We start from the raw sequence: 24,120 nt of genomic DNA on the forward strand, positions 1-24,120 counted from the left end.
GTATAAGAGACAGACCCGCTCCTGCAGCATCGCCAGCGCCCGGCGCCAGCGCCTCGCCCAGCCCGCCCCCGGCCGCCGCCGCGTCCCCCGCCCCGGTTCAGACCGCCGATCCCTTTGGCCTCGAGACCACGCTCGAGCCGAAGAAGGTCGTGATGGTCAAGGGCACCGCCAATTGGGACTCCGCCTTCGACACGCTGATCGACGCCTTCAAGGCGCTGAACACGCTGCTCGACAAGCAGGGCATCAAGCCATCGGGCAATTCGATGATCGTCTACACCTCGACGGACGATACCGGCTTCACCTTTCTTGCCCAGATCCCGGTCGATCAGGACCCGAAGAACCTGTCCAAGGACATGAGCATCGGCAAATCGCCTGAAGGCAAGGCGCTGAAATTCGTCCATCGCGGCTCCTACGACAACATGGACAATACGTATGAGGCGATCACCAATCATCTCGACGACAAGAGGCTGGAAGCCAAGGACACCTTCATCGAGGAGTACCTCACCGATCCCCTAAAGACGTCCGAGGACAAGCTCGTGATCAATGTTTTCGTGCCACTGAAGTGAGACTGATGAAAAAGCCTGCCCTACTTGCCGCCGTCCTCGCCACCACGCTGCTCGCCGCGCCCGCGCGCGCCGAGGATTTTCCCTCCGCGATCTCGGTGAGCGGCGAAGCCTCCGTATCCGCGGCGCCCGATCTCGCGCAAATCGATGCAGGCGTCGCCAACGACGCCAAGACGGCGAAAGAGGCCTCCGATGCCAACAATGCCGCGATGGGCAAGGTGCTGCTGGCGCTGAAGGGCGCCGGGATCGCCGAGAAGGACTACCAGACCTCGCGGCTGTCGCTGCAGCCGCAATACGGCCAGAACAAATCCACCGGCGCCTCGCCGGTGGTCGGCTTCCGCGCCAGCAACCGCGTCACCGTCAAGATCCGCGACGTGACCAAGGTGGCCGGCATCATCGACACTCTGGTCAGCGCCGGCGCCAACGACATCGGCAATATCTCGTTCGAGGTGACGCAGGCGTCAAAGCTGCTCGATGATGCGCGCGAGCAGGCCGTTGCCGATGCGCGGCGCAAGGCGGAGATTTATGCGAAGGCTGCCGGCGTCACGCTGGGCGCGCCGCTCAGCGTCACCGAGGGCGGCGGCCCGGTGCCGCTGTTCAAGGGCCGCATGGCCGAACGGATGGCCGCGGCCCCACAGGCCGCCGTCGCGCCCGGCGAGGAGACGCTGACGGTGACGGTGAATGTGAGCTGGGCGATCAAGCAGGGGCAGTAGCCTCTTTCGTAAGAGGCGCATCGCCGCAACACCAATGGGCCGGCGACCCGATCATACGTCCGGCGGCAGGGGATGGCATTGTTGCCCGATCAATCATTCACGCTGATATCAGTAAAAAGAAACCCCGTCGGCGTCTTGGTAAAGACGAAGATGAGCTCGCCGCAGAAGACGAAGTAACTGTCGTTCTTATAGTCATCGCGATCGTAGACGGCTTTGCCGCGCTGGATACACGCGCGATTTTTCGCCGTGAACGAGGTCCGATAGGTCTTGGCGCCAAATTGCGCGGCGTCGCGAATTGCGTTGTCGTTCATGAACGGCAACCGTGTCATACCGGCGACGGCGGCGGAATCGTTTGCCTTCAGCGCCGCGCGAAACTTCTCGATGTAGCCATCGAATTCCTTCTGCAAGGCAGGAGAAGCGACGGCGTTCCTCGCCTGGGCGGCGGCCGGAGCAAGGTTCACGAGAGCGGTTGCAAGCACAATTCTCAGCAAAAATCCCACAGGCCGGCTCCATCCATCGATTAATAAAGGTCTTCCGACCAAAAGAAATCCATGGTGCTTTGTTGCGTCATGGGCTTTCTGGTTCAACGGCGCAGAACCGCACGCACCTGCCGCAATGGGAGCAAAGCGGACATTGCTTTCGTCGCATCAAGCCGCCGGGTTTATGGATACACGACCTAAATCTCCACCACCTGCCCCGGCAGCATCGCCACGAATCTTTCCTGCGGAATCTTCGCGGCATCCAGCGCCTCGACCAGCGCTGTCGCCGGCGCGTCGATCGCTTCGTCCGTCAGTTGGAACGTGCCGTGGTGATGCCCGAGCGCTTGCTCGGCGCCGCAATCGGCCAGCGCCTTCACCGCATCTTCGGGGTTCATGTGCTGGTCGCGCATGAACCAGCGCGGCTCGTAGGCGCCGATCGGGAGGATCGCCAAGCGCAGCTTGCCGTGCTTCTCGGCGACGCGGCGGAAATGGCGGCCATCGCCATAGCCGGAATCGCAGACCACGTAGATCTTCCCGGCCGGCGTCTCCAGGACAAAGCTCGCCCACAGCGCCTTGTTGCGGTCGAACAGGCCGCGCGCGGTCCAGTGCCTTGTCGGCACTAAATGCACCGCGACGCCTTCGCCGAGTTCGACGCGATCATGCCAGTCGAACGCCTCCACCTTGATGCCGGGATCCCAGCTGCGCATGGTGACGTCGTTGCCGAGCGGGGTGACCACGCGCGGGGCGAAATTCTTGGTGAGCCGCGACAGCGTCGCGATGTCGAGATGGTCGTAATGGCCGTGCGAGACCAGCACGACGTCGATCTTCGGCAGCTTCTCGAAGGCGATGCCGGGGTCGTTGTGCCGCTTCGGCCCGGCGAAGGCGACCGGCGAGACCCGCTCCGACCAGACCGGATCGATGAGGATGTTGAGGCCGCCGGCCTGGATCAGCCAGCTGGCATGACCGACGAAGGAGAGCCGCACCTTGTCGCCGTCGACACGCGCCGGCGGGGTGTCGGCGTGTGGGCTGGGCGCCCAATCCGGCCAGGTCGCGCGCTGCCGCTTGCCGCCGAGCTGCCAGCGCAGCACCTCGCGCAGCGATTTCGGCGGCGCCCCGTCCGGATCGAAGAAGGTCAGGCCGTCGAAATGATCGGAGGCGGGGCCGTCATAGGTTTTCATGCTGGACATCCAGAGGGAGGGGATGCCGACCAGCGCACCGGCTCCGGCGAATAGTCCGAAAAGGCGGCGGCGGGTGATCGGCACGGCGGGCTTCTAGGGATGGTTGGAGGGGTAAGACATCACCGCCTATATGGGCGGGGCTGGCGGAAAAGGAACCTGCGACAAAAGGATCACGTTTTCAGAACCTTGCCTTACCAAGGGCGGGCCGACACCCTAACTTTCCTTGACTTTTGGGCGGGAGCGGCGTTTAACCCCGCCACTTTCTCGGAAAGGCTTTCTTTTCGACCCGCCGACCGGCCTCGAGGCCGGAGGTCAACGCCCGACAGCGCTGTGCGCCCTCGGGCGCAAAGGTGTTTGGAAGATGCTTATCCAGGAAGGTGTCATCGCCCGACTTGATCGGGCGATCCAGTATCCCAGAGGCGGCTCGGCTTGAACTGAGGTGCTGCGGCGTACTGGATGCCCCGCCTTCGCGGGGCATGACAGCGGTGAGTTACGGAGCGCTCTTCCCATCGGGAAGACAGCAACAGGACAACGGCATTGTTCGACAATCTGTCGGAACGGCTTGGTGGCATTCTCGATCGTCTGACGGGGCGCGGTGCGCTGACCGAGAAGGACGTCGACGCCGCGATGCGCGAGGTGCGCCGCGCGCTGCTGGAGGCCGACGTCGCGCTCGAAGTGGTCCGCAGCTTCACCGAGCGCGTCCGCGAGCAGGCGATCGGCGCCACCGTCGTCAAGTCGGTCACGCCCGGCCAGATGGTGGTCAAGATCGTCCATGACGAGCTGGTCAACACGCTGGGCGCCGAAGGCCAGACCATCGACGTCAATTCGGTGCCGCCGGTGCCGATCATGATGGTCGGCCTGCAGGGCTCCGGTAAGACCACCACCACCGCAAAGCTCGCCCGCCGCCTGGTCCAGCGCGACAAGCGCAAGGTGCTGATGGCCTCGCTCGACGTCTACCGCCCGGCGGCGATGGAGCAGCTGGCCGTGCTCGGCCGCGACCTCGACATTCCCACTTTGCCAATCGTTGCCGGCCAGCAGCCGCCGCAGATCGCCAAACGCGCGCTGGAAGCCGGCAAGCTCGGCGGCTACGACATCGTGCTGCTCGACACCGCCGGCCGCACCACGCTCGACGAAGAGATGATGGCAGAGGCGGCCGCGATCAAAGCCGCGGCCAATCCGCATGAAGTGCTGCTGGTTGCGGATTCGCTCACCGGCCAGGACGCCGTGAACCTCGCGCGCTCGTTCGATCAGCGCGTCGGCCTCACCGGCATCGTGCTCACACGCGTGGACGGCGACGGCCGCGGCGGCGCCGCGCTGTCGATGCGCGCCGTCACCGGCAAGCCGATCAAGCTGATCGGCACCGGCGAAAAGACCGACGCGCTGGAAGACTTCCACCCGGATCGTATCGCCGGCCGCATCCTCGGCATGGGCGACGTGGTGTCGCTGGTGGAGCGCGCCGCCGCCAATATCGACGCCGAGAAGGCCGCGCGCACCGCCGAGCGCATGCGCAAGGGTCAGTTCGACCTCAACGACATGCGCGAGCAGCTGCTGCAGATGGCCAATATGGGCGGCATCAGCGGGCTGATGGGCATGATGCCCGGCATCTCCAAGATGAAGAACCAGATCGCGGCCGCCGGCATCGACGACAAGATCCTGAAGCGTCAGGTCGCAATCATCGATTCCATGACGCGCGAGGAGCGGCGTCATCCGGACCTCTTGAAGGCCAGCCGCAAGAAGCGCATCGCGGCCGGCAGCGGCCAGAGCGTCGAGCACGTCAACAAGCTGCTGAAGATGCACCGGAACATGGCCGACGTGATGAAGGCCATGGGATCGGGCAAGCGCGGCCCGCTCGCCGGCATCGCGCAGGCGATGGGCTTCGGCGGCGGCATGAAGATGCCCTCGCCCGAAGAGATGAAGGCGCTGCAGGAGAAGATGCAAGGCGCGGGCGGCGGACAAGGCCTGCCGAATCTGCCGAAGGATCTGCCGCCCGGTCTTCGCCAAGGCCTACCGAACCTTCCGGGACTAACCGGGCTGAGCGGCAAGCCGACGCTGCCGGGCCTCGGCGGTTTCCCCGGCAAGAAGAAATGAGGAATTCGTCGCACGGGGATCATCAGCATCTCAGGCGACGCGGAATACCAATCGACCGAACAAAACGTACTTTGCAAACCACACTTTCAAGGAGAACTGAATGTCCGTCGTTATCCGCCTCGCCCGTGCAGGCACCAAGAAGCGTCCCGTCTATCACGTCGTCGTCGCCGATTCGCGTTTTCCGCGCGATGGCCGCTTCATCGAGCGTCTCGGCCATTTCAATCCGCTGCTGCCGAAGGACAACGAGACCCGCCTCAAGCTCGACATGGACAAGGTGAAGGCCTGGCTCGCCAAGGGCGCGCAGCCGTCGGACCGCGTCGCGCGTTTCCTCGATGCCGCCGGAGTCAAGAAGCGCGAAGCGCGCAACAACCCTGAGAAGGCCGTGCCGCGCAAGGAGCGCAAGGCGCAGGCCGAAGCCGCCGCCAAGGCGTAAGGCCGGATCATGTCGGCGCTGGTCTGCGTCGCGCGGATCGGCGCCGCGCATGGTGTGCGCGGTGCGGTCAAGCTGTGGACCTTCACCGAGGATCCCTTTGCCGTCCGCCGCTACGGTCCGCTGTCGACCAAGGACGGCAGGCGCCAGTTCGAAATCGCGCAGGTGCGCGAGGCCAAAGATCATCTGGTCGCGACATTCAAGGGTGTCGTGACCCGCGATGAGGCCGAGCGCCTCAACGGCATCGAGCTCTACGTCGCGCGCGAAAAACTGCCCGCGACGGACGAGGACGAATATTACCACACCGATCTGATCGGGCTCGCCGCCGTCACAACTGATGGCGATGCGCTCGGCCGCGTGCTCGCGATCCATAATTTCGGCGCCGGCGACATCATCGAGATCGCGCCGCTCAAGGGCCCGACGATGCTGCTGCCGTTCTCCAACGCGGTGGTGCCGGAAGTCGACCTCAAAGGCGGCCGCGTCGTGATCGCGTTGCCGCAGGAGATCGAGGGCGAGGACGAGAAGTCATCGCTATAAGTTCTCGTCTGAATTCATGCACAGGGACCGCGCGCGAAATGCGCAGGAGATTCCTGAGTGCGCCGGCGAGCGGAACTGAGAGCAAAGGTTCGGAGAGACATGTGAATGGACCGATGCCTCGCCTCGAATCTTCAATCAAGAAGCACCTGAATCCAACGCTCAAGAACGACGGCTTCGTCGGCTTCGGCCGCACATTTCGTCGTGTCTCGGAAGATCTCATCCACGTTGTTCAGGTTCAAGGATCGCGGTACGGCGGCAAGTTCGCGATAAACCTCGGCATCCAGCCTCGGTCGATCCCGGATGTCGCTGGCAACTCACCTGATCCAATGAAAATCAGAGAAGAGCTCTGCGAATTTCGGCGAAGACTGTCTGAAACAAGAGCGATCAATGGTGGGAACACGAAGGGTCAGAAGAGAGCATGGACGCGGCCGTTCGGGCGGCAGCATTGGTCTACGCGACAATCGGTTGGAGGCTATTCTCCGAGGTGTCCGGACCAGAATCTCCGTTGCAAAAGGTCACGCCTGCACAATTCGAGGCCGGCGAGTATAGCTTTTCAGGCTTCGGCTCCACGAAGGTTCGAATGGCGCGCTCATTGGCGCTCATGAGGCAATCGATTGGCAATCTGGCTGACGCCAACGCCTTCGCCCGGATCGCGCTGGCGAGTTTGGCAAATGCGTCCGCTCTTCGTCCGGAACTGGAGGAGTTGTGTAGAGCAACGGAATCGAAGCAGACGTAACGGGACGCCGCGGCCCTAAAGATTGCCACTTGAGTGCGCCCCATGCCGGGTCTCGACCTGGCGCGCACGATGTCCTAACCAGCGAACATGACCAATCCCTCACCCTGGCGCGCGACGGTGCTGACGCTGTTTCCGGAGATGTTTCCGGGGCCGCTCGGCGTGAGCCTCGCCGGCCGGGCGCTCGCGTCTGGGCTCTGGCAGATCGAGGCGCGGGACATCCGGGCCTCCGCCACCGACCGCCACCGCAGCGTCGACGACACGCCGGCCGGCGGTGGGCCGGGCATGGTGCTGCGGGCGGATGTTCTCGCCGCGGCGATCGATGCTGCCGAGATCGGGCAAGACCCGTCAAAAGCGCGGCCACGCCTGCTCATGAGCCCGCGGGGTCGGCCATTGACCCAGGCACGGGTGGTCGAGCTCGCCCGAGGCCCCGGCCCCCTGATCGTCTGCGGGCGGTTCGAGGGGGTGGACCAGCGGGTGATCGACGCGCGCGGCCTGGAGGAGGTCTCGATCGGCGATTACGTGCTGTCCGGGGGCGAAATCGCAGCTTTAGCCCTCATCGACGCCTGCGTCCGGCTGCTGCCGGGGGTGATGGGCAAGGAAGCCTCCGGAACCGAGGAAAGCTTTTCGGACGGCCTGCTGGAGTACCCCCAATACACCCGCCCGCAGCTGTTCGAGGGAATTCCGATCCCTGCTGTCCTCACCTCCGGCGACCACGCCAAGGTGGCGGCCTGGCGGCGGGCCGAATCCGAGGCCCTGACGGCCGCCCGGCGCCCGGATTTGTGGGAAAAAGCCGCGAATCGGGGGATCGGCCAAAAAACGCCAAAAAACAAGACAGACGGGTGACAAACGCTCCGGCTTGCCTTATAGGAGCGGCCAAATCCGCAATGGCTGGATAGACGAATTTTGCGCAGCCCCCCGTTTCCAGGGCTGGGCGCGCCGATGGAGATTTACCCATGAACCTGATCAAGCAGCTCGAGCAGGAGCAATTCGACAAGCTGTCGGCCGGCAAGGACATCCCGGAATTCGCCCCCGGCGACACCGTGATCGTCAACGTGAAGGTCGTCGAAGGCGACCGCACCCGCGTGCAGGCCTATGAGGGCGTCTGCATCGGCCGTTCCGGCGGTGGCCTCAACGAGAGCTTCACCGTGCGCAAGATCTCCTATGGCGAGGGCGTCGAGCGCGTGTTCCCGCTGCTCTCCCCGATGATCGACTCGATCAAGGTGGTGCGCCGCGGCAAGGTGCGTCGCGCCAAGCTCTATTATCTCCGCAATCTTCGCGGCAAGTCGGCCCGCATCGTCGAGAAGCAGGACCGCGCTGCTGCCGTCGGCGAGTAAGCTTTCGCCACCAGGCAGGTCTTTCGAAAGCGCGGGGCTCGGCTCCGCGCTTTTTTGTTGGCTCTGCTGTCATTGCGAGGAGCTCTTGCGACGAGTAATCTAGACTGTCTCCGCGGATGCATTTCTGGATTGCTTCGCTCCGCTCGCAATGACGAGCTGAAGCTCTCGCGCTTTAGCTTCCGCGTGCTATATAACTTCTAGAATGTTTCCAGATCTGACCAGCTTCGCCCCCATCCAGCGCATCGTCATCGACGATCGCTCGCGGCTGCCTGGCCGGTTCTTCGGACGCTTCGCGACCTCGGCAACGTCAGAGCTTAGCCGCGCAGCCTGAAGGCTGCGCTGACGATTTTGTTGCCCGCGCGCTCTGCCGCGCTCATCGCTGACACACATTCTTTGGAGCTCGAGCTCATGTCCAAGCCGACCACCCTGTACGACAAGATCTGGAACGACCATCTGGTGCACGAAGCCGAGGACGGCACCTGCCTGCTCTACATCGACCGCCATCTGGTGCACGAGGTGACCTCGCCGCAGGCGTTCGAAGGCCTGCGCGCCACGGGGCGCAAGGTCCATGCGCCCGAGAAGACGCTCGCGGTCGTCGACCACAACGTGCCGACCACCGACCGCACCAAGCCGAATCCCGACCCCGAAAGCATCGAGCAGATCAAGGCGCTGGCCGAAAACGCCAAGGAGTTCGGCATCGAATATTACAACGAGTTCGACAAGCGCCAGGGCATCGTCCACGTCATCGGCCCCGAGCAGGGCTTTACGCTGCCCGGCACCACCATCGTCTGCGGTGACAGCCACACCTCGACGCATGGCGCGTTCGGCGCGCTCGCCCACGGCATCGGCACGTCCGAGGTCGAGCACGTGCTGGCGACGCAGACGCTGATCCAGAAGAAGGCCAAGAACATGCGCGTCACTGTCGACGGCAAATTGCCGGATGGCGTGACGGGCAAGGACATCATCCTGGCCATCATCGGCGAGATCGGCACCGCCGGCGGCACCGGCTACGTGCTGGAATATGCCGGCGAAGCGATCCGCGCGCTCTCGATGGAAGGCCGCATGACGGTCTGCAACATGTCGATCGAAGGCGGCGCGCGCGCTGGCCTGGTCGCGCCCGACCAGAAGGCGTTCGACTTCCTGCGTGATCGTCCGAAGGCTCCGAAGGGCGCGGCCTGGGACGCGGCGATGCGCTACTGGGAGAAGTTGCGCTCCGATGACGGCGCGCATTTCGACCACGAGCTGCGCCTCGATGCCGCAAAGCTGCCGCCGATCGTGACTTGGGGCACCTCGCCTGAAGACGTGATTTCTGTCACCGGTATCGTGCCCGATCCTGATAAGATCGCGGACGAGGCCAAGCGCATCTCCAAGCATCGCGCGCTGAAATATATGGGCCTGACGGCGGGCACGAAGATCACCGACATCAAGCTCGACCGCGTCTTCATCGGCTCCTGCACCAACGGCCGCATCGAGGACCTGCGGGCCGCGGCGAAGATCGCCGAAGGCAAGACCGTGTCGGCGAACGTCAATGCCATGGTCGTGCCGGGCTCCGGCATCGTGAAGGAGCAAGCCGAAGCCGAGGGTCTGGACAAGATCTTCATCAAGGCCGGCTTCGAATGGCGCGAGCCGGGCTGCTCGATGTGCCTTGCCATGAACCCGGACAAGCTGAAGCCGGAAGAGCGCTGCGCCTCGACCTCGAACCGCAATTTCGAAGGCCGCCAGGGTTTTAAGGGCCGCACCCATCTGGTGTCGCCGGCGATGGCGGCAGCGGCGGCGATCGCGGGCCACTTCGTCGACGTCAGGGACTGGCGCTAAGCTGGTCCCTGCAATCTGATGCGGTGGAAAGCTTCGTCGTGGAAGCTGAAGGATTGGCTCTAACCAGTCTCTCCGTCATGCCCGGGCTCGTCCCGGGCATCCACGAACTCTCTGCACAAGCCCCAAGAACGTGGATGGCCGGGACATAGGCGAGCGGAAGCGACGCCGTCCTTCGGACGGCTATGCCCGGCCATGACGAATGCAGAGCCAGCAATCCACTCACGTCACCAATAGCGGTACGGATAGTGCCACCGCGGCCAGTGGCAGACGCGGCGCGGGCCGTAATAGGTCCAGATGATCCGGCAGCGGCGCGGATAAGAGTAGGAAGGATAGTAGCCGCCGACATAATAGGGCCGGTAGAAGTGACGATGCCGGAAATGGGGGCGGTGATGGCCCCAGTGCCGGTGGACCCCGCCATATCCGCCGTGGCGAAAGCCGCCATGGCGATGGATGCCGACATGTCTGTGGTGAAAGGCCGGCGCGGCGCGGACGCCACCGCTGTGGAAACCGCGGCCGATATGCCCGCCGCCGCCGCGAAAACCGCCGCCGTGAAAATGCCCGCCGCCATGTCCACCGTGCCCGCCACGGCGAACCTGCGTGACGAGATCGTCGGTCGCGGCCTTCGTCATCGGCGACGTCGCCGGATTGATCAAGGTGAGCGCTTCAGCACGACGCGTGCTGCCGGCCGACAGCATCAGCGTCGCGGCGGCCGCAAGCCCGAGCAGGCGCATCGGGACAGCCCGGCGGCCAAACATCCTCAGCATGGAATCCTCCCTGAATCCGGACAGCAGAGCTGCGACGTCTCGGCCGCGCCATGGCCGTTCAATTGCGGTCGCTGCCGGGATCAAGTTGCGGACAGCGATGTGAACGCGCCATGAATGAACGACCCGCGGCGCCGCGATGCGACGCCGTGCCTCGCGCGATCGCAAAGCCGGCCGCCAAAGCGGCGCCTTACCAGAAGGGGCCGTAGGTGAACACAAACGGTGCCGGCACGCCGTAGGGATAGGGACGATAGTAGACAGGGCGCGCGTAGTAGCGCGGATCGCGGCGTACGGCAGGCCGCGCCATGTCATAGGTCCGCGCGTGTCGTCGTACATCAAAAACCGCAATCCCCGCAGACGCCTCCGGGACCGTCGCCCTTGGCGCGGCGGACGCGCGAGGCAGCCCAGTGGCCAGCGCGACGGCAAAGGCCCATGCGATCCATCTCGCCATCACACCCTCACGAGGTCGCCGCGAAGTCAGCCCCGGCGCCAGTAGCAGCTCACGCGCGGCACGATCACCGTGCCGCTTGGCCGGTACTCCTGCACATAGGTGGCATTGCAGACCCGGACCGCGTCGGGGCCGGGATTGTAGCGGGGATAGACGCCGTCCGGGCTGTAATAGGGCGTGATGCGCAGGCGCGGCCGCTTGCGCGGCGGGGGGACATCGTCCGGCGAGACCAGTTGGGCCATCCGGATTTCGGAACTGGCGGCCTGCGCCTCGGCGCCGACGCAAGACTGCGAAAACAACCCCATGCACAGTAGAGTCAGCGCTGTTTTCGCTCGCATTTTTCCGCCCACCCTGAACCGTCCCATCGATCGCCCCACGCTCCCCGTTTTGGCGGCGCCCGTCAACCTCGCCGCGCTTATAAAGCCAGATGCATCAGCGGGAAACCCGCGCTAAGAGGTGCTCATGTGGACGGAATTGAAAGCCCCTTCGCTGGCCGAAATGGAAGCGATGGCTCACGACGTGTTCGAGCGCCTGCCGGCGGAATTTCGCAAGCTTTGCGAGGGCGTGATCGTCCGCGTCGAGGACTTCCCGACCGAGGAGGTCCTGGACGAGATGGAATGCGAGAGCGAGTTCGACCTGCTCGGCCTGTTCCAGGGCGTCGGCCTGCCCCAGCAGAGCTCTGGCGACGTGGCACGGCTGCCCAACATGGTCTGGCTCTACCGCCGCCCGATCCTGGATTATTGGGCCGAGCACGACGAAAGTCTCGGCCACATCGTCCGCCATGTCCTGATCCACGAGATCGGCCACCATTTTGGTCTGTCGGACGACGATATGGCCGCGATTGAGGCTAAGGCGGAGTAGGACGCTCTCGGTCCACCTCTCCCCACCGGGGAGAGGTGAAATCCCGATGCCGCGCCAGTTCGGCTTCAAACCCCCTACGGCAGACTAGCCCTGCCGAATTCGGCCTAGGATTTCCGGCCCGATCGCGATAAATAGCCGGTTCCCTGAACCACGTGCGGGAAAGCGCAACCATGGACAAGTTCACCACGCTGGAAGGCGTCGCGGCGCCGCTGAAGATCATCAATGTCGACACCGACATGATCATTCCGAAGCAGTACCTCAAGACCATCAAGCGCACCGGCCTTGGCAAGGGGCTCTTCTCCGAGCAGCGCTACAAGGACGACGGCAGCGAGAATCCGGACTTCGTGCTCAACCAGCCGGCCTATCGCAACGCGAAGGTGCTGGTCGCCGGCGACAATTTCGGCTGCGGCTCGAGCCGCGAGCACGCGCCCTGGGCGCTGCTCGACTTCGGCATCCGCTGCGTGATCTCGACCTCGTTCGGCGACATCTTCTACAACAATTGCTTCAAGAACGGCATTCTGCCCATCCGCGTCACCCAAGAGGACCTCGACAAGCTGTTCGACGACGCCGAGCGCGGCGCCAATGCGACGCTGACGATCGACCTGCCGAATCAGGAGATCCGCGGCCCCGACGGCGGCAAGGTCAAGTTCGAGATCGACCCGTTCCGCAAGCACTGCCTGATCAACGGCCTCGACGACATCGGCCTCACCATGGAGAAGAAGGCCTCGATCGACTCCTACGAGGACAAGCTCAAGCGCGAGCGCGCCTGGGCCTGATCGCAAGTTTTTGTTGAGCCCCGGTGCCGCAAGCGCCGGGGCTTTTTCGTTGCCTGGATTGTCCCGTATAGATTTGCCCATGCTGCCCGAGATCGTCACCTTCTGGCATGGCCCGATGGACGCGCTGCGCCAGACCTGTCTGCGCTCGCAATTGGCTGCCGGCCACAAGGTCACGGTCTACAGCTTCGACACTATTCCCGGATTGCCGGCCGGCGTCGCGAATGCCGAGGCCGAGGCGATCCTGCCGCATGCGTTCTCCGAACGCCTGCGCCCGCCGCAGCCGGACGGCAGCTGGCGCGACTGGACCATTCTGCAGTTCAGCGACTTCTTCCGCATGAAGCTGATGGCGAAGGGCCTCGGCCTCTGGCTGGATGCCGACGTGCTGCTGTTGAGGCCGGTCGAGATCGATCCGGCCAAGCCGTACTTCGCCTGGGAGCGGCCGCGCCAGCTCGGCAATTCCGTGCTCTATCTGCCGCCCGCGCACGGCATCGTTGCCGCCTTCGCGGAGCTGATGGAGCAGGAGGAGCTGACGCCGAACTGGCTGTCGCTGCGCCATCGCATCACCTTCATGATGCGCCGTTTGCGCGGCGGCTCGAACCGGCTCTCGGATGTTCGCGTCGCGATCTACGGGCCCGCGGCACTCACCGCGCTCGCGCGCCGCACCGGCGAGCTGCAGAACGCATTGCCGAAGCAATCGTTCTATGCCGTGCATGCCGAGCCAAAGCTGTTCTTCGATCCCTCGAGCTATCTTGGCCTGGTCACCGACCCCGCCATCATCGGCCTGCACATCTCGCCGAAGGGACGCGGCGGCGAGAAGCCGATTCCCGGCAGCCTGTATGCCTGGGCGGCGGAGCGGTTCAGGTAGCTGCTGCGCAGGAGGTGCGCTCCCTCTCCCGCTTGCGGGAGAGGGTCGGGGAGAGGGTATCTCCGCAATGGGACAATCCCCCAGAGGAAAGAGCCCTCACCCGCGCCTTCGGCGCGACCTCTCCCGCAAGCGGGAGAGGTTGGCAACCCCGCTCTTTCCTGTTTGATCCAGCGCAACGCGCTTCTGCATCATTGTGCTTATCTCGCTCCAATTCCGACCGTCCGAATGGAGCTTTCCATGAGCACCGCAACCAGGCCCTACCCCATCGTCCAGGATCTCATCGAGTCCTTCGCGAACTGGGTGAAGCACCGCCGCGAGATCAACGAAATGCGGCAGCTCGACCGCGCCGATTTCGACCGGATCGCCAATGATCTCAGGATCGCGCCGGACGATCTGGAGGAACTGGTCCGTCATGGCCGGCACGCCGCCGACGAGCTGCCGAAGATGCTCGAACAGCTCGGCATCAGCAGTGAGGCGCTCGGCCGCGCGCAGCCGCTGCTGCTCCGCGACCTCGAGCGGGTCTGCTCGCTCTGCAATCACAAGGGACAGTGCGACCGCGATCTCACTGAGGGCACCGCCGCGGAGAATTACCACGGCTATTGCGCCAACGCCTCGACCCTGGAGACGCTCGAGCGTGCCGACCTCGTGCCGCGGTGAGGCATTGCGCTACTCGATCCATTTCGGCGCGTAAGCCATCCCCTGGCTTTGCGCCGTATCGTGATTGATCCAGATTTCGGCGTTCTCGACGCGTAGCAGCTCGACCACCTTGGCCATCGACGCAACCGTCGCCTGCGGGTCGGCATTGAACGACGGCACGCGCATGTGCCGGAGGTTCTCCCGGTTGTGCGCGACGTCACCGCTCAGCAGCACGGCGCCGCGCCGCGGCAGCTTCACCAGCAGCGAGCAATGCCCGGGGGTATGGCCGGGCGTGAAGATCATGCGCACCGCGCCGTCGCCAAATATGTCGTGGTCGCCATCGACAATCTCGAAAGGCCGCTCCTGCAACGCCTCGTAGTGCGGCAGTGAGTAGCCGAACTCGTCGAGGTCAGGTCCGAACATGGCTTCGAACTCGGCCCGTTGAGCGATCCATCTTGCGTTTTCGAACAGGTCGACATTTCCGATATGATCGAAATGCGCGTGAGAGAGGAGGATCGTGCCGATATCGCGGGGCCGCACCCCGATTTCATCCAATTGATCCGCGAGAGGGCGGCGCACGATGCCGCGTATGCCGTGTGCGATGATCCGTCCTTCCGGATGCTTCGCCAGCTCATCCGCTATTCCCGTATCCCAGATCAGCCACTCACCGCGGTGACGGATGAGATAGGCATTGCAGCTCAACGTCATGGGAATGCCGACATTGATACCGGGAGAGTAGATCGAACCGTCTTCGACCTCAGCAATGCCTCCGTCGAGGATGTAGATCCGGTCGATGGTCGCCATGTGAGAGCTCTTCAAGCCGCCGATTCGACGCGCCGCTTCGCCTCGCGCATGTCGCGCCCAGGCGGCATGCCGAACAATCGGCAATATTCCCGCGTGAACTGCGTAACGCTTTCGTAGCCGACCCGATGAGAGGCGGTCGCGATGCTCGCGCCATCGGCCAGCATGGTGCGGCGCGCCTCGATCAGACGCAACTGCTTCTGGAACTGAAGCGGGGTCAGCGACGTGATGCTGCGAAAGTGCAGGTGAAAGGCCGAGTGGCTCATCCCCGCGGCCTTGGCGAGCCGGTCGACACGCAAAGGTTTGGCATAGTCGGCGCGAATGATCGCAACCGCACGGCCGATCCGCTGCGCATGGCTGTCGGCCATACCGAGCGCCCTGATGGCACCACCGTGCCGACCGGCCAATAGCCAATAATGCAGCTCCCGCAGCACTTGGCTCTGGAGAATTGAGGCGGACGAGGGCCGATCGATCAGGCGCAACAACCGCAGCGCCGCATCGCTCACATCCCGCTCCGCTGGCTCGACCCGAAGCGGCTGCGACGGAACATAAGGCGCGGCCCCCATCTCGACGACCAGCCCCTCGATGACGATGGGATCGAGCTCGACGACGAGCGACAAATAGGGCACCGCGGCTGTGGCGCGCGTGATCTGGCTGACCGTCGGCACGTCGCTCGAGATCACCAGCGAATCGCCCGCACCCAGGTCGAACGACGTGGCGCCGACCGCAACACGCTTGGCACCTTGCAGCACCAAAGCGACCAGCGGCTTGGAGATCGCAAATTGGAGCGCGCTCGGCGCGGTCTCACGAATGATCGAGATGCCGGCGAAAGGCGTGCACGCAAGGCCTTTGCCGTCGGCGTGAGCTGCGGCGTAACGGCTGGCGATCTGGAGCAGCGTTTCGGTCACGGGCCCAATCTAGGCCGCGCCAAGCATGCCGGCAATTGCCGAGGGGCGATCGGGCAAGAAGACGGGAGTTTCAGGCAAGGCTGCCGCCGGCCGCATTCCTGGAGGATTGGGCAAGACGATCGGAGCATCCGGCAACACCGGATGCTCGATCACAGGCAGAAAGGCCCCACCGAAACTTCACGAGGAAGCCTCAAATGCCCACCATTTCGCTCGTCACCGGCGCCAGCCGGGGCCTTGGCCGCAATACCGCAATCGCCATCGCGCGTCACGGCGGCGACGTCATCGTGACCTATCGCAGCGGCGCCGCCGCCGCCCGCGAGGTCGTCACCGAGATCGAGGCGCTCGGCCGAAAAGCGGTCGCGCTCCAGCTCGACGTCACCTCCGTATCGACCTTTCCGGCGTTCGCCGCAAAAGTCGCGTCGGCGCTGGCGGAGCATTGGCACGCCGACAAGTTCGATCATCTCGTCAACAATGCCGGCCAGGGCGAAATGGCCGCCATAGCCGAGACGACGGAGCAGCAGTTCGACGCACTCTTCGACACCCATGTCAAAGGGCCGTTCTTTCTGACGCAGGCCTTGCTGCCGCTGCTTGGCGACAATGGCCGGATCGTCAACTTCTCGAGCGGGCTGACGCGCGTGTCTTTCCCCGGCTTCTCGGCCTATGCCGCCGCCAAGGGCGCCATCGAGGTTCTGACCGTCTACATGGCAAAAGAATTCGGCGAACGCGGCATCACCGCCAACGTCGTAGCGCCGGGCGCGATCGAGACCGACTTCCTCGGCGGCGCCGTCCGCGACGTGCCGGATTTGAACAAGCAGTTCGCGCAAATGACCGCGCTTGGCCGCGTCGGTGTGCCCGACGACATCGGGCCGATGGTCGCGAGCCTGCTCGGTCCGGAGAATCGCTGGGTTACGGCCCAGCGCATCGAGGTGTCCGGCGGCCAGACGATCTGAGTGCGGCGGCATTGGCGCACTCCGTCGCGAGGCGACGGAGTGTGCGAGCCCTCAGCCCTTCCGCATCACCGCGATCGCATCCGCGATTTCGTCACCGCTACCGTCACCGAGAAAGACCCGACCATCTGCCGGACCGCTGATGGCAGCGTACAGCAGAGCTTTCGCTTGTGCGCATCGTCGGATGGCAACGGGCGTAAATAGTATGACTGTTTGCGCGGCGAGGATGCGGGGAAAGCTCACCGCAAATATCCGTGCTTGATCTCGATTATTAGCTCTGTTTGGATCGCTGCCGTTCCGCAATTCGCATTTCGGATAATCATGGCGAATGAAACAGATGATTCCCGTCGTTCGTTGGGTGCTCGTTCAACAGAGGACACCGTGACTGCCCACCGCAAGGGCATCGGGAATCGGCTATTGGCGGCGCTGCCGCCCGCGGATCTCGCTTTGCTGACGCCCCACTTCCAGAAGGTCTCGTTCGAACCCGATGCCGTCCTGGTGCGATCGGGCGACGAACTCGACCCTGTCTATTTTCCCCATAGCGGCGCGATCGCCTTCATGCTCGATATGCCGGACGGGCAAACGGTCGCGACCAGCTTGATGGGACGCGAAGGCGCTTTGGCCTCGTTCTCCGTGCTCGGCCCCTCGCCTTCATCCGTGACCGCGATTGCCCGCACAGCCGGCACTGCATCGGTGATTTCCGCCGCCAAATTTCGCGCTGCCCATGCGCAAAGCGCAGCGATCAGGAATGTCGTGCAGGTCCACGCCCGCGCCGTGTTGCTGCAGCTCCAGCATGTCGCCGCTTGCAACGCGCTGCACCGGGTGGATGGCCGCATGGCGCGGTGGCTCCTGCAGCTTCACGACCGCGTTCCCGAGGACCTGCTTCCGGTGACGCAGGAGGCGCTGGCGCAACTGGTTGGGGTCCGGCGGACGACGGTGACTTTGACGATGAGCAAGCTACGCGAGGCCGGCGCCATCCCGTCCGAGCGGCGCGGGTTTGTCGAGATCCATCGGTCGCGGCTCGAGAGGATCGCATGCGATTGCTATGCGCTCATGCAGCGCACGATCGATCGAATGTATTGCCAGGAATTGGCGGCGCCCCAGCCTGCCGATGCGCGATTCCGGCAAAGCGCCATCGCCGCCTCCCACGGAGCAGGCGGTGAATTCAAAGCCGTTTCGCGGGCGGGACGATAGAGTGCAAAACCTGCGGCGCGTGGAGAAGTGGATCTCGCGCCTCAGCCCTTCCCCATCGCAGCGATCGCGTCCGCAATCGCGATCGTGCGCCGGGCCATGTCGGCGTGCAGGCGCTCCACCATCGCACCATCGAGGCGGATCGCGCCGCGCGAGGCGTTCTCCGGCAGTTCGAACGCCGCGATGATTTTTCGCGCGCGGGCGACTTCCTCCTCCGGCGGGGTGAAGATGGCGTTGCAAGCGTCGATCTGGGAGGGGTGGATCAGCGTCTTGCCGTCGAAGCCGAGATCGCGGCCTTGCGCGCATTCGGTGGCGAAACCGTCGGAATTTGCGATGTCGCTGTAGGGGCCGTCGAGGATCTCGAGGCCGTGCGCGCGGCTCGCCAGGATGCAATGGGTGATCATCGGGATCATCGCGGCGCGGCCCGGCAGCATCCTGATCCGCGTCTCGCGCGAGATGTCGTTCGGGCCGAACACGAAGCCCGAGAGACGGCGCGAAGGATCGCGGCCGGCGGCGGCCAGTTCCTCGGCATGCAGCACGGCGCGCGCGGTCTCGATCATGGCCCAGACTTTGACGGTCGGCCCGGCGCCGAGCTCGGCCAGCTTGCGGCCGATGGCGTCGAGATCCTCGACGCTTGAAACTTTTGGAACCAGGATGCCGTCCGGCGAGGCCTTGGCGGCCATGGCGGCGTCATCTGGCCACCAGGGCGTATCGAGGCCGTTGGTCCGGATCAGGACCTCGCGCCTGCCAAAACCCTTGGCGGCGATCGCCGCCGCAATGCCGTCGCGCGCCGCCGCCTTGGCCTCCGGGGCGACGGAATCCTCGAGATCGAGGATCAGGCCGTCGGCGGCGAGATTGCGCGCCTTTTCCAGCGCGCGCGGGTTGGAGCCGGGCATGAACAGATGGCTGCGGCGCGGGCGGGTCATGCTGGCGTTCCTTCCTGGTCTGTCGTCCCCCAGCCGATAGCATTTGGCCTGCCCATTCGAAAGGCTTGTCGGCCTTGGCGGTATGTGATTAGGCATGGCCCATGACGACATTCCCGACGCACTTGCTGGAAGGCTACAAGGCCTTCGCCACCCAGCGGCTGCCGACCGAGCAGAACCGCTACCGCGAGCTCTCGGTCAAAGGGCAGTCGCCTGAGACCATGGTGATCGGCTGCTGCGACTCCCGGGTCTCCCCCGAGGTGATCTTCGACGCTGGACCGGGCGAGCTCTTCGTTGTCCGCAACATCGCCAATCTGGTGCCGACCTATCAGCCTGACGAAGGCGCGCACGGCGTCTCGGCAGCGCTGGAGTTTGCGGTGACGGTGCTGAAGGTGAAGCACATCGTGGTGCTCGGCCACGCCCAATGCGGCGGCATCCGCGCCTTCATCGACAAGATCGAGCCGCTCACGCCCGGCGACTTCATCGGCCGCTGGATGCAGATGTTCATCAAGCCGGGCGAGGTGGTCGAGCAGCGCGAGCACGAGACCATGGCGCAATTCGTCGAGCGCATCGAGAAGGCCGCCGTGTTCCGCAGCCTGGAAAACCTGATGACCTTCCCGTTCGTCCGCAAGGCCGTTGAGAGCGGCCGGATGCAGACCCACGGCGCCTATTTCGGCGTGGCGGAGGGGTCGCTGTTCGTGCTGGACAAGGCGACTAAGGAATTCAGGAACGCACGCGAGGGATAATCCTGCCCACCCTGCGAAATGCGGGGCTATCGCATATGATTTGTGGCAGCGGGCGTGCGCACGCCTCGTCCTTCGAGACGGCGCTTACGCGCCTCCTCAGGATGAGGCTAGTCAGCGTCAGTGCTCCTTGAAACTGTTGCCGCGCACTCCGCCCTCATCCTGAGGAGCCCGCCCAAGCGGGCGTCTCGAAGGATGGCCGCAGGGAAAAACTCTCAAATGCGATAGCCCTCCTTGCGCAATAGGGCATATCGGAAGTGCAAATCCTGCCTGACGAATGGCGGACAGGCGCCTGGTTCGCTAGAGTGTTCTCCATTCGCCACTCGCCATTTGCTCCATCATGCTGATCCTTGCCATCGATACTGCGCTCGAAGCCTGCGCGGCCGCCGTTCTCGACACCGACGCCGGCGAGCTCCTCGCACGGGAATCGCAGCTGATGAAGCGCGGCCATGCCGAGGCGCTGATGCCGATGATCGCGCGCGTGATGCAATCGGCCCGCCTTTCCTTCACCTCGCTCGACCGCATCGCCGTCACGGTCGGGCCCGGCAGCTTCACCGGCCTGCGCGTCGGCATCTCGGCGGCGCGGGGCCTTGCGCTTGCGGCGAAACGGCCGGCGGTCGGGCTGACGACGCTGTCGGCCTATGCCGCTGGGGTCGTCGCCAAGAGCGGAACGGTGCCGGTGATCTCTGCGATCGATGCGCGGCACGATCACGTCTATTTCCAGATCGTCGCCGGCGACGGCAGCCAGCTGGTGCGCCCCTGTGTCGCCTCCATCGACGCGGCGATCGCGGCCTCGCAATTCGGCGCGCCGCATCTGGTCGGCAATGCCGCCGGGATCCTCGCAGGTCGCTGGCCGAAGGACGGACCGCAACCCGTCGCGGTCGACGCGCAGCCCGCGCCCGACATCAGCTGGGTCGCCTGGCTCGGCGCGGCGGCCAATCCCGACACCAATCCGGCGCGGCCGTTCTATCTGAAAGCGCCCGACGCCAAGCCGGCAGCACGGACGCTGCTCGCAGCACAAGCCGCGACCTCATGATGGGATGGCTGTCGGAGTGGTGGCGCGGCGGCACCGCCGCCGTCGAGCCCGCGACCATGCGCGATGCCGCGCGCCTCGCGCAGCTGCACGGCGCCTCCTTCGCGCACGGCTGGGGCGAAGGCGAGTTCGAGAGCATGATGAGCGAGCGCAACACGCTGGTGCATCGCTTGCGGCTCGGCCGCAAGACGATCGGCTTTGCGGTGTCGCGGATCGGCGCGGACGAAGCGGAGATTCTCTCGATCGCGGTGGACGGGGCTTATCGCGGCCGCGGCCTCTCCCGCACGCTGCTGATGACCCATCTCGGCCACCTCGCCGGGCGCGGCGTACGCACCATATTTCTGGAAGTGGAGGAGAACAACCAGCCGGCGCGGCGGCTTTACGATCGAGCCGGATTCGTGGTGGTCGGACGCCGCGATCGCTACTATAAGCAGCCCAACGGGGAACAATTGAACGCCCTTCTGATGCGGCGTGACTTGTCGTAACATCGGTGGCAGAAAGCGCCCGCCCAGGCAGACAACGCTATGACCACACTGAAACATTCTTCTGCGTCCAAGACATCCGAGATCGAGGCGCGCTGCGCCGCAACGGGCATGCGCATGACCGAGCAGCGCCGCGTCATCGCCCGCGTGCTGGCCGAAGCGATCGATCATCCCGATGTCGAGGAACTGTACCGGCGCTGCGTTGCGGTCGACGACAAGATCTCGATCTCGACGGTCTATCGCACCGTGAAACTGTTCGAGGACGCCGGCATCATCGAACGCCACGATTTCCGCGAGGGCCGCGCGCGTTACGAGCAGATGCGCGACAGCCATCACGACCACCTCATCAATCTGCGCGACGGCAAGGTGATCGAGTTCACCTCCGAGGAGATCGAGAAGCTGCAGGCCGAGATCGCCCGCAAGCTCGGCTATCGCCTGGTCGATCACCGGCTCGAGCTCTATTGCGTCCCGCTCGACGACGACAAGCCGACGTCTTGATTGGGCATGACCTGGTCGGAAAACCGCTTCACACTTTTCCGGGTCATGCCTTAATGCCCATCGATCTCATCATCTTCGATTGCGACGGCGTGCTAGTGGACAGCGAGGTGATCTCCTGTCGCGCGCATGCAGACGTGCTGACGAAGCACGGCTATCCGATCACGTCGGAGCAGGTGCTGGTCCGATTTCTCGGCGTGTCCGAGAAAGACGCGCGGCGGATGGTCGAACAGGAGATCGGCCGCAGTCTTCCCGACGATCTGGAGCAGCAGATCAATGCGGCCACGCTGCAATCCTACGCCAGCGATCTGCAGCCGATCATCCATGTCGCGGCAGCAATCGCCGCGATCGACCTGCCCAAATGCGTTGCGTCGAGCGGCACGCCGGACAAGATCCACCACGGCTTGACCTGCGCCGGGCTCTACGACCTGCTCGCCCCGAACATCTTTTCCGCCAACCAAGTCGCGCGCGGCAAGCCCGCGCCCGATTTGTTCCTCTTCGCCGCGGCGCAGATGAAGGTCCCACCCGAGCGGTGTCTCGTGATCGAGGACAGCGTCCCCGGGGTCACAGGCGCGCACGCCGCCGGGATGACCGTGCTCGGCTTTCATGGCGGCGGCCACTGCCCGCCGGGCCACGCCGAACGGTTGCGCGCCGCAGGCGCCAACCTGACATTCGACGATATGCGGCAATTGCCGGAACTGGTCCGGCGGGTTGAGGCGGACGCTCTGGCGGGCTGATTTTCGCCCAGACCGTTATTCCGGGGCACGCGTGGGCGCGTGAACCCGGAATCTCGCAGCAAAACTCTGGATTCCGGGTTCGCAACTGCGTCGCGCCCCGGAATGACAGGCGGAAATGGCTCCATTCGCTGGATTTTCGGCCCTCCAGCCTATATCTGAGGGCCGTCCTCCAGCTCCATTTCGGGTTCCATGACGCCGCCGCGCAAGCTGCACATCAAATCATATGGCTGCCAGATGAACGTCTACGATGCCCAGCGCATGGTGGACACGCTGGCCCCGGAAGGATTCGTGGAGACGGCGAGCGCGGAGGATGCCGACCTCGTCATCCTCAACACCTGCCATATCCGCGAGAAGGCCTCGGAGAAGGTCTATTCCGAGCTCGGCCGGCTACGCGTCGCCAAGGACGAGGCCGCGCGTGCAGGCCGCGCGATGCAGATCGCGGTGGCGGGCTGCGTGGCGCAGGCCGAGGGCGAGGAGATCGTGCGGCGCGCGCCTGTCGTCGACGTCGTGGTGGGACCGCAGAGCTATCATCATCTGCCGGAGCTGTTGAAGCGCGCCGAGGGCGAAGGCCGCGCGATCGAGACCGAATTTCCCGCCGCCGACAAGTTCGGCTTCCTGGCCCAGCCGAAGCCGGACGCGATCCGCGCGCGCGGCATTTCCGCCTTCGTCACGGTGCAGGAAGGCTGCGACAAGTTCTGCACCTTCTGCGTCGTGCCTTACACGCGCGGCGCCGAAGTCTCGCGCCCCGTGGCGAAGATCGTCGAGGACGTGAAGCGGCTCGCTGACAACGGCGTGCGCGAGCTCACGCTGATCGGGCAGAACGTCAACGCCTATCACGGCGAGGGGCCGGACGGACAAACCTGGCCGCTCGGCCGGCTGCTCGAACATCTGGCGGCGATTCCCGGCATCGCGCGGCTGCGCTATTCGACCAGCCACCCCCGCGACGTCGATGACAGCCTGATCGCGGCCCATCGCGATCTCGGTGCCCTGATGCCGTTCGTGCACCTGCCGGTGCAGTCGGGCTCGGACCGCATTTTGGCGGCCATGAACCGCAAACATACCGCCGATGATTACCGGCGGGTCATCGACCGTTTTCGTACCGCACGCCAAGACATTGCTTTTTCATCGGATTTCATCGTCGGCTTCCCCGGCGAGAACGAGCAAGATTTTCTCGCCACCCTCGCGCTTGTCACGCAAATCGGCTACGCTGCGGCCTATTCGTTCAAATACTCCGCCCGGCCGGGAACGCCGGCCGCGGACATGCAGGAGACGGTGTCCCCCGCCGAGATGGACCAGCGATTGGAGCGGCTCCAGGAACTGATCGACAGCCAGCAATCGGCCTTCAACAAGGCCGCGATTGGCTCAACGGTCGACGTGCTGTTCGAGCGTCCGGCGCGCAAGGAGGGCCAGATCGTGGGCCGCACCGCCTACCTCCAGCCCGCCCACGTAATGGCCGCGCCCGACATCATTGGACAGATCCTGCCTGTCAGAATCGACAGCCTTGAGCGCTACAGTTTTCTCGGCGAGCTCGTGATGCCGCGCAAGGCGCGCGAGCCCGCTTTATCGCAAGCCAGTGGAGCCTGAACCCTTGCCCAAAAGCGCATCGGATTCGTCTTCGTTCGCTCCCAGCCGCAAATTTG

28 protein-coding genes and 1 pseudogene are annotated in these 24,120 nt (G+C 64.6%); 22 read left to right on the forward strand and 7 right to left on the reverse strand.

The window, feature by feature from the left end; genetic code table 11:
- Nucleotides 1-566 (forward strand): GyrI-like domain-containing protein (locus tag I6F28_RS28915; protein ID WP_225142363.1); only part of this gene is annotated, 566 nt, incomplete at its 5' end.
- Nucleotides 567-571: 5 nt separating this feature from the next.
- Nucleotides 572-1,276, forward strand: a complete 705-nt coding sequence (locus I6F28_RS28920) for an SIMPL domain-containing protein (RefSeq protein ID WP_225142365.1) — start codon at nucleotides 572-574, stop codon at nucleotides 1,274-1,276.
- An 89-nt stretch (nucleotides 1,277-1,365) separates the two neighbouring features.
- On the opposite strand, the gene I6F28_RS28925 is transcribed toward I6F28_RS28920, so the two are convergent.
- Both I6F28_RS28925 and I6F28_RS28930 read right to left on the reverse strand, forming a co-directional pair.
- Nucleotides 1,366-1,776, reverse strand: coding sequence for a hypothetical protein (locus tag I6F28_RS28925; RefSeq protein ID WP_225142367.1), 411 nt, complete (start codon nucleotides 1,774-1,776; stop codon nucleotides 1,366-1,368).
- A gap of 176 nt (nucleotides 1,777-1,952) precedes the next feature.
- Nucleotides 1,953-3,017: an MBL fold metallo-hydrolase gene (locus I6F28_RS28930; protein WP_225142369.1), complete on the reverse strand. Its 1,065-nt coding sequence runs from the start codon at nucleotides 3,015-3,017 to the stop codon at nucleotides 1,953-1,955.
- A 453-nt stretch (nucleotides 3,018-3,470) separates the two neighbouring features.
- Between I6F28_RS28930 and ffh the strand changes: the two genes are divergently transcribed.
- The 8 genes and pseudogenes from ffh to leuC all read left to right on the forward strand — a co-directional run bounded on the left by ffh (nucleotide 3,471) and on the right by leuC (nucleotide 9,873).
- Entirely contained in the window at nucleotides 3,471-5,021 is a 1,551-nt protein-coding gene (gene ffh, locus I6F28_RS28935) for a signal recognition particle protein (protein WP_109141835.1), read from the forward strand.
- A 100-nt stretch (nucleotides 5,022-5,121) separates the two neighbouring features.
- Entirely contained in the window at nucleotides 5,122-5,454 is a 333-nt protein-coding gene (rpsP, locus tag I6F28_RS28940; RefSeq protein ID WP_025032875.1) for a 30S ribosomal protein S16, read from the forward strand.
- A gap of 9 nt (nucleotides 5,455-5,463) precedes the next feature.
- Nucleotides 5,464-5,988, forward strand: coding sequence for a ribosome maturation factor RimM (gene rimM, locus I6F28_RS28945; protein WP_225142371.1), 525 nt, complete (start codon nucleotides 5,464-5,466; stop codon nucleotides 5,986-5,988).
- A 113-nt stretch (nucleotides 5,989-6,101) separates the two neighbouring features.
- Nucleotides 6,102-6,380 (forward strand): annotated as a pseudogene (locus tag I6F28_RS37895) (DUF4304 domain-containing protein); the annotation flags it as partial.
- A 26-nt stretch (nucleotides 6,381-6,406) separates the two neighbouring features.
- The gene (locus I6F28_RS28955; RefSeq protein ID WP_225142489.1) at nucleotides 6,407-6,724 is read left to right on the forward strand and encodes a hypothetical protein; all 318 of its coding nucleotides are present in this window, start codon (nucleotides 6,407-6,409) and stop codon (nucleotides 6,722-6,724) included.
- 87 nt (nucleotides 6,725-6,811) lie between these two features.
- Nucleotides 6,812-7,567: a tRNA (guanosine(37)-N1)-methyltransferase TrmD gene (gene trmD, locus I6F28_RS28960; RefSeq protein WP_225142373.1), complete on the forward strand. Its 756-nt coding sequence runs from the start codon at nucleotides 6,812-6,814 to the stop codon at nucleotides 7,565-7,567.
- A 110-nt stretch (nucleotides 7,568-7,677) separates the two neighbouring features.
- The gene (gene rplS, locus I6F28_RS28965; protein ID WP_036008895.1) at nucleotides 7,678-8,058 is read left to right on the forward strand and encodes a 50S ribosomal protein L19; all 381 of its coding nucleotides are present in this window, start codon (nucleotides 7,678-7,680) and stop codon (nucleotides 8,056-8,058) included.
- A gap of 408 nt (nucleotides 8,059-8,466) precedes the next feature.
- Complete coding sequence (leuC, locus tag I6F28_RS28970; protein WP_036024581.1) at nucleotides 8,467-9,873, forward strand: 3-isopropylmalate dehydratase large subunit; 1,407 nt, start codon at nucleotides 8,467-8,469, stop codon at nucleotides 9,871-9,873.
- A gap of 224 nt (nucleotides 9,874-10,097) precedes the next feature.
- Here the strand turns inward: leuC and I6F28_RS28975 are convergent, their stop codons facing one another.
- A complete protein-coding gene (locus tag I6F28_RS28975) occupies nucleotides 10,098-10,637 on the reverse strand; it encodes a hypothetical protein (RefSeq protein WP_036024552.1) in 540 nt (179 codons plus the stop codon).
- A 474-nt stretch (nucleotides 10,638-11,111) separates the two neighbouring features.
- A complete protein-coding gene (locus I6F28_RS28985; protein ID WP_036024546.1) occupies nucleotides 11,112-11,387 on the reverse strand; it encodes a hypothetical protein in 276 nt (91 codons plus the stop codon).
- A 157-nt stretch (nucleotides 11,388-11,544) separates the two neighbouring features.
- Here I6F28_RS28985 and I6F28_RS28990 point away from each other — a divergent pair, with 157 nt between their 5' ends.
- The 4 genes from I6F28_RS28990 to I6F28_RS29005 all read left to right on the forward strand — a co-directional run bounded on the left by I6F28_RS28990 (nucleotide 11,545) and on the right by I6F28_RS29005 (nucleotide 14,241).
- Nucleotides 11,545-11,943 (forward strand): metallopeptidase family protein, encoded by a 399-nt coding sequence (locus I6F28_RS28990; protein ID WP_036024544.1) that lies wholly within the window; start codon nucleotides 11,545-11,547, stop codon nucleotides 11,941-11,943.
- 170 nt (nucleotides 11,944-12,113) lie between these two features.
- Nucleotides 12,114-12,719 (forward strand): 3-isopropylmalate dehydratase small subunit, encoded by a 606-nt coding sequence (leuD, locus tag I6F28_RS28995; RefSeq protein WP_057026583.1) that lies wholly within the window; start codon nucleotides 12,114-12,116, stop codon nucleotides 12,717-12,719.
- Nucleotides 12,720-12,798: 79 nt separating this feature from the next.
- A complete protein-coding gene (locus I6F28_RS29000; RefSeq protein ID WP_036024535.1) occupies nucleotides 12,799-13,584 on the forward strand; it encodes a glycosyltransferase family 32 protein in 786 nt (261 codons plus the stop codon).
- 237 nt (nucleotides 13,585-13,821) lie between these two features.
- The gene (locus tag I6F28_RS29005) at nucleotides 13,822-14,241 is read left to right on the forward strand and encodes a hypothetical protein (protein WP_036008979.1); all 420 of its coding nucleotides are present in this window, start codon (nucleotides 13,822-13,824) and stop codon (nucleotides 14,239-14,241) included.
- A gap of 9 nt (nucleotides 14,242-14,250) precedes the next feature.
- Here I6F28_RS29005 and I6F28_RS29010 read toward each other — a convergent pair whose 3' ends face one another.
- Both I6F28_RS29010 and I6F28_RS29015 read right to left on the reverse strand, forming a co-directional pair.
- Entirely contained in the window at nucleotides 14,251-15,024 is a 774-nt protein-coding gene (locus I6F28_RS29010; RefSeq protein WP_081492926.1) for an N-acyl homoserine lactonase family protein, read from the reverse strand.
- Nucleotides 15,025-15,035: 11 nt separating this feature from the next.
- Nucleotides 15,036-15,929 (reverse strand): AraC family transcriptional regulator, encoded by an 894-nt coding sequence (locus I6F28_RS29015; RefSeq protein WP_036024533.1) that lies wholly within the window; start codon nucleotides 15,927-15,929, stop codon nucleotides 15,036-15,038.
- 194 nt (nucleotides 15,930-16,123) lie between these two features.
- On the opposite strand from I6F28_RS29015, the gene I6F28_RS29020 reads away from it, so the two are divergent.
- Together I6F28_RS29020 and I6F28_RS29025 are read left to right on the forward strand one after the other, a co-directional pair.
- Complete coding sequence (locus I6F28_RS29020; RefSeq protein WP_036008930.1) at nucleotides 16,124-16,879, forward strand: SDR family NAD(P)-dependent oxidoreductase; 756 nt, start codon at nucleotides 16,124-16,126, stop codon at nucleotides 16,877-16,879.
- A 378-nt stretch (nucleotides 16,880-17,257) separates the two neighbouring features.
- The gene (locus tag I6F28_RS29025) at nucleotides 17,258-18,070 is read left to right on the forward strand and encodes a Crp/Fnr family transcriptional regulator (protein ID WP_036024531.1); all 813 of its coding nucleotides are present in this window, start codon (nucleotides 17,258-17,260) and stop codon (nucleotides 18,068-18,070) included.
- Nucleotides 18,071-18,111: 41 nt separating this feature from the next.
- Here I6F28_RS29025 and I6F28_RS29030 read toward each other — a convergent pair whose 3' ends face one another.
- Nucleotides 18,112-18,993, reverse strand: coding sequence for an HpcH/HpaI aldolase/citrate lyase family protein (locus I6F28_RS29030; protein ID WP_036024530.1), 882 nt, complete (start codon nucleotides 18,991-18,993; stop codon nucleotides 18,112-18,114).
- A gap of 101 nt (nucleotides 18,994-19,094) precedes the next feature.
- On the opposite strand from I6F28_RS29030, the gene I6F28_RS29035 reads away from it, so the two are divergent.
- The 6 genes from I6F28_RS29035 to miaB all read left to right on the forward strand — a co-directional run bounded on the left by I6F28_RS29035 (nucleotide 19,095) and on the right by miaB (nucleotide 24,064).
- Nucleotides 19,095-19,736, forward strand: coding sequence for a carbonic anhydrase (locus tag I6F28_RS29035; protein ID WP_036008941.1), 642 nt, complete (start codon nucleotides 19,095-19,097; stop codon nucleotides 19,734-19,736).
- Nucleotides 19,737-20,073: 337 nt separating this feature from the next.
- Nucleotides 20,074-20,769, forward strand: coding sequence for a tRNA (adenosine(37)-N6)-threonylcarbamoyltransferase complex dimerization subunit type 1 TsaB (gene tsaB / locus I6F28_RS29040; RefSeq protein ID WP_036024529.1), 696 nt, complete (start codon nucleotides 20,074-20,076; stop codon nucleotides 20,767-20,769).
- The gene (rimI, locus tag I6F28_RS29045) at nucleotides 20,766-21,251 is read left to right on the forward strand and encodes a ribosomal protein S18-alanine N-acetyltransferase (protein WP_036008947.1); all 486 of its coding nucleotides are present in this window, start codon (nucleotides 20,766-20,768) and stop codon (nucleotides 21,249-21,251) included. The genes tsaB and rimI overlap by 4 nt, the downstream gene beginning before the upstream one ends.
- A 39-nt stretch (nucleotides 21,252-21,290) precedes the next feature.
- Nucleotides 21,291-21,746 carry a Fur family transcriptional regulator gene (locus tag I6F28_RS29050; RefSeq protein WP_036024527.1) on the forward strand — a complete coding sequence of 152 codons (456 nt, stop codon included), beginning with the start codon at nucleotides 21,291-21,293 and terminating at the stop codon, nucleotides 21,744-21,746.
- Nucleotides 21,747-21,799: 53 nt separating this feature from the next.
- On the forward strand, nucleotides 21,800-22,480 hold the full coding sequence (locus tag I6F28_RS29055) for an HAD family hydrolase (RefSeq protein ID WP_036024524.1): 681 nt from the start codon (nucleotides 21,800-21,802) through the stop codon (nucleotides 22,478-22,480).
- A 189-nt stretch (nucleotides 22,481-22,669) separates the two neighbouring features.
- Complete coding sequence (miaB, locus tag I6F28_RS29060; protein WP_036024522.1) at nucleotides 22,670-24,064, forward strand: tRNA (N6-isopentenyl adenosine(37)-C2)-methylthiotransferase MiaB; 1,395 nt, start codon at nucleotides 22,670-22,672, stop codon at nucleotides 24,062-24,064.
- Nucleotides 24,065-24,120: the final 56 nt, after the last annotated feature.

Source organism: Bradyrhizobium sp. NBAIM14 (assembly GCF_020193895.1).
In the GTDB taxonomy this organism is placed as follows: Bacteria; Pseudomonadota; Alphaproteobacteria; order Rhizobiales; family Xanthobacteraceae; genus Bradyrhizobium; species Bradyrhizobium yuanmingense.

Bases quoted from the DNA above. Each gene is read 5' to 3' on its own strand.
- rplS (WP_036008895.1), top strand. From the start codon at position 7,678: ATGAACCTGATCAAGCAGCTCGAGCAGGAGCAATTCGACAAGCTGTCG.
- rimI (WP_036008947.1), top strand. From the start codon at position 20,766: ATGATGGGATGGCTGTCGGAGTGGTGGCGCGGCGGCACCGCCGCCGTC.
- I6F28_RS28985 (WP_036024546.1), bottom strand. From the start codon at position 11,387: ATGGGGTTGTTTTCGCAGTCTTGCGTCGGCGCCGAGGCGCAGGCCGCC.
- I6F28_RS29020 (WP_036008930.1), top strand. From the start codon at position 16,124: ATGCCCACCATTTCGCTCGTCACCGGCGCCAGCCGGGGCCTTGGCCGC.
- I6F28_RS28955 (WP_225142489.1), top strand. From the start codon at position 6,407: ATGGACGCGGCCGTTCGGGCGGCAGCATTGGTCTACGCGACAATCGGT.
- I6F28_RS28920 (WP_225142365.1), top strand. From the start codon at position 572: ATGAAAAAGCCTGCCCTACTTGCCGCCGTCCTCGCCACCACGCTGCTC.
- I6F28_RS29030 (WP_036024530.1), bottom strand. From the start codon at position 18,993: ATGACCCGCCCGCGCCGCAGCCATCTGTTCATGCCCGGCTCCAACCCG.
- I6F28_RS29055 (WP_036024524.1), top strand. From the start codon at position 21,800: ATGCCCATCGATCTCATCATCTTCGATTGCGACGGCGTGCTAGTGGAC.
- I6F28_RS29010 (WP_081492926.1), bottom strand. From the start codon at position 15,024: ATGGCGACCATCGACCGGATCTACATCCTCGACGGAGGCATTGCTGAG.
- I6F28_RS28975 (WP_036024552.1), bottom strand. From the start codon at position 10,637: ATGCTGAGGATGTTTGGCCGCCGGGCTGTCCCGATGCGCCTGCTCGGG.
- I6F28_RS29050 (WP_036024527.1), top strand. From the start codon at position 21,291: ATGACCACACTGAAACATTCTTCTGCGTCCAAGACATCCGAGATCGAG.
- I6F28_RS28990 (WP_036024544.1), top strand. From the start codon at position 11,545: ATGTGGACGGAATTGAAAGCCCCTTCGCTGGCCGAAATGGAAGCGATG.
- leuD (WP_057026583.1), top strand. From the start codon at position 12,114: ATGGACAAGTTCACCACGCTGGAAGGCGTCGCGGCGCCGCTGAAGATC.
- rpsP (WP_025032875.1), top strand. From the start codon at position 5,122: ATGTCCGTCGTTATCCGCCTCGCCCGTGCAGGCACCAAGAAGCGTCCC.
- leuC (WP_036024581.1), top strand. From the start codon at position 8,467: ATGTCCAAGCCGACCACCCTGTACGACAAGATCTGGAACGACCATCTG.
- I6F28_RS29000 (WP_036024535.1), top strand. From the start codon at position 12,799: ATGCTGCCCGAGATCGTCACCTTCTGGCATGGCCCGATGGACGCGCTG.
- miaB (WP_036024522.1), top strand. From the start codon at position 22,670: ATGACGCCGCCGCGCAAGCTGCACATCAAATCATATGGCTGCCAGATG.
- I6F28_RS29005 (WP_036008979.1), top strand. From the start codon at position 13,822: ATGAGCACCGCAACCAGGCCCTACCCCATCGTCCAGGATCTCATCGAG.
- trmD (WP_225142373.1), top strand. From the start codon at position 6,812: ATGACCAATCCCTCACCCTGGCGCGCGACGGTGCTGACGCTGTTTCCG.
- I6F28_RS29035 (WP_036008941.1), top strand. From the start codon at position 19,095: ATGACGACATTCCCGACGCACTTGCTGGAAGGCTACAAGGCCTTCGCC.
- tsaB (WP_036024529.1), top strand. From the start codon at position 20,074: ATGCTGATCCTTGCCATCGATACTGCGCTCGAAGCCTGCGCGGCCGCC.
- rimM (WP_225142371.1), top strand. From the start codon at position 5,464: ATGTCGGCGCTGGTCTGCGTCGCGCGGATCGGCGCCGCGCATGGTGTG.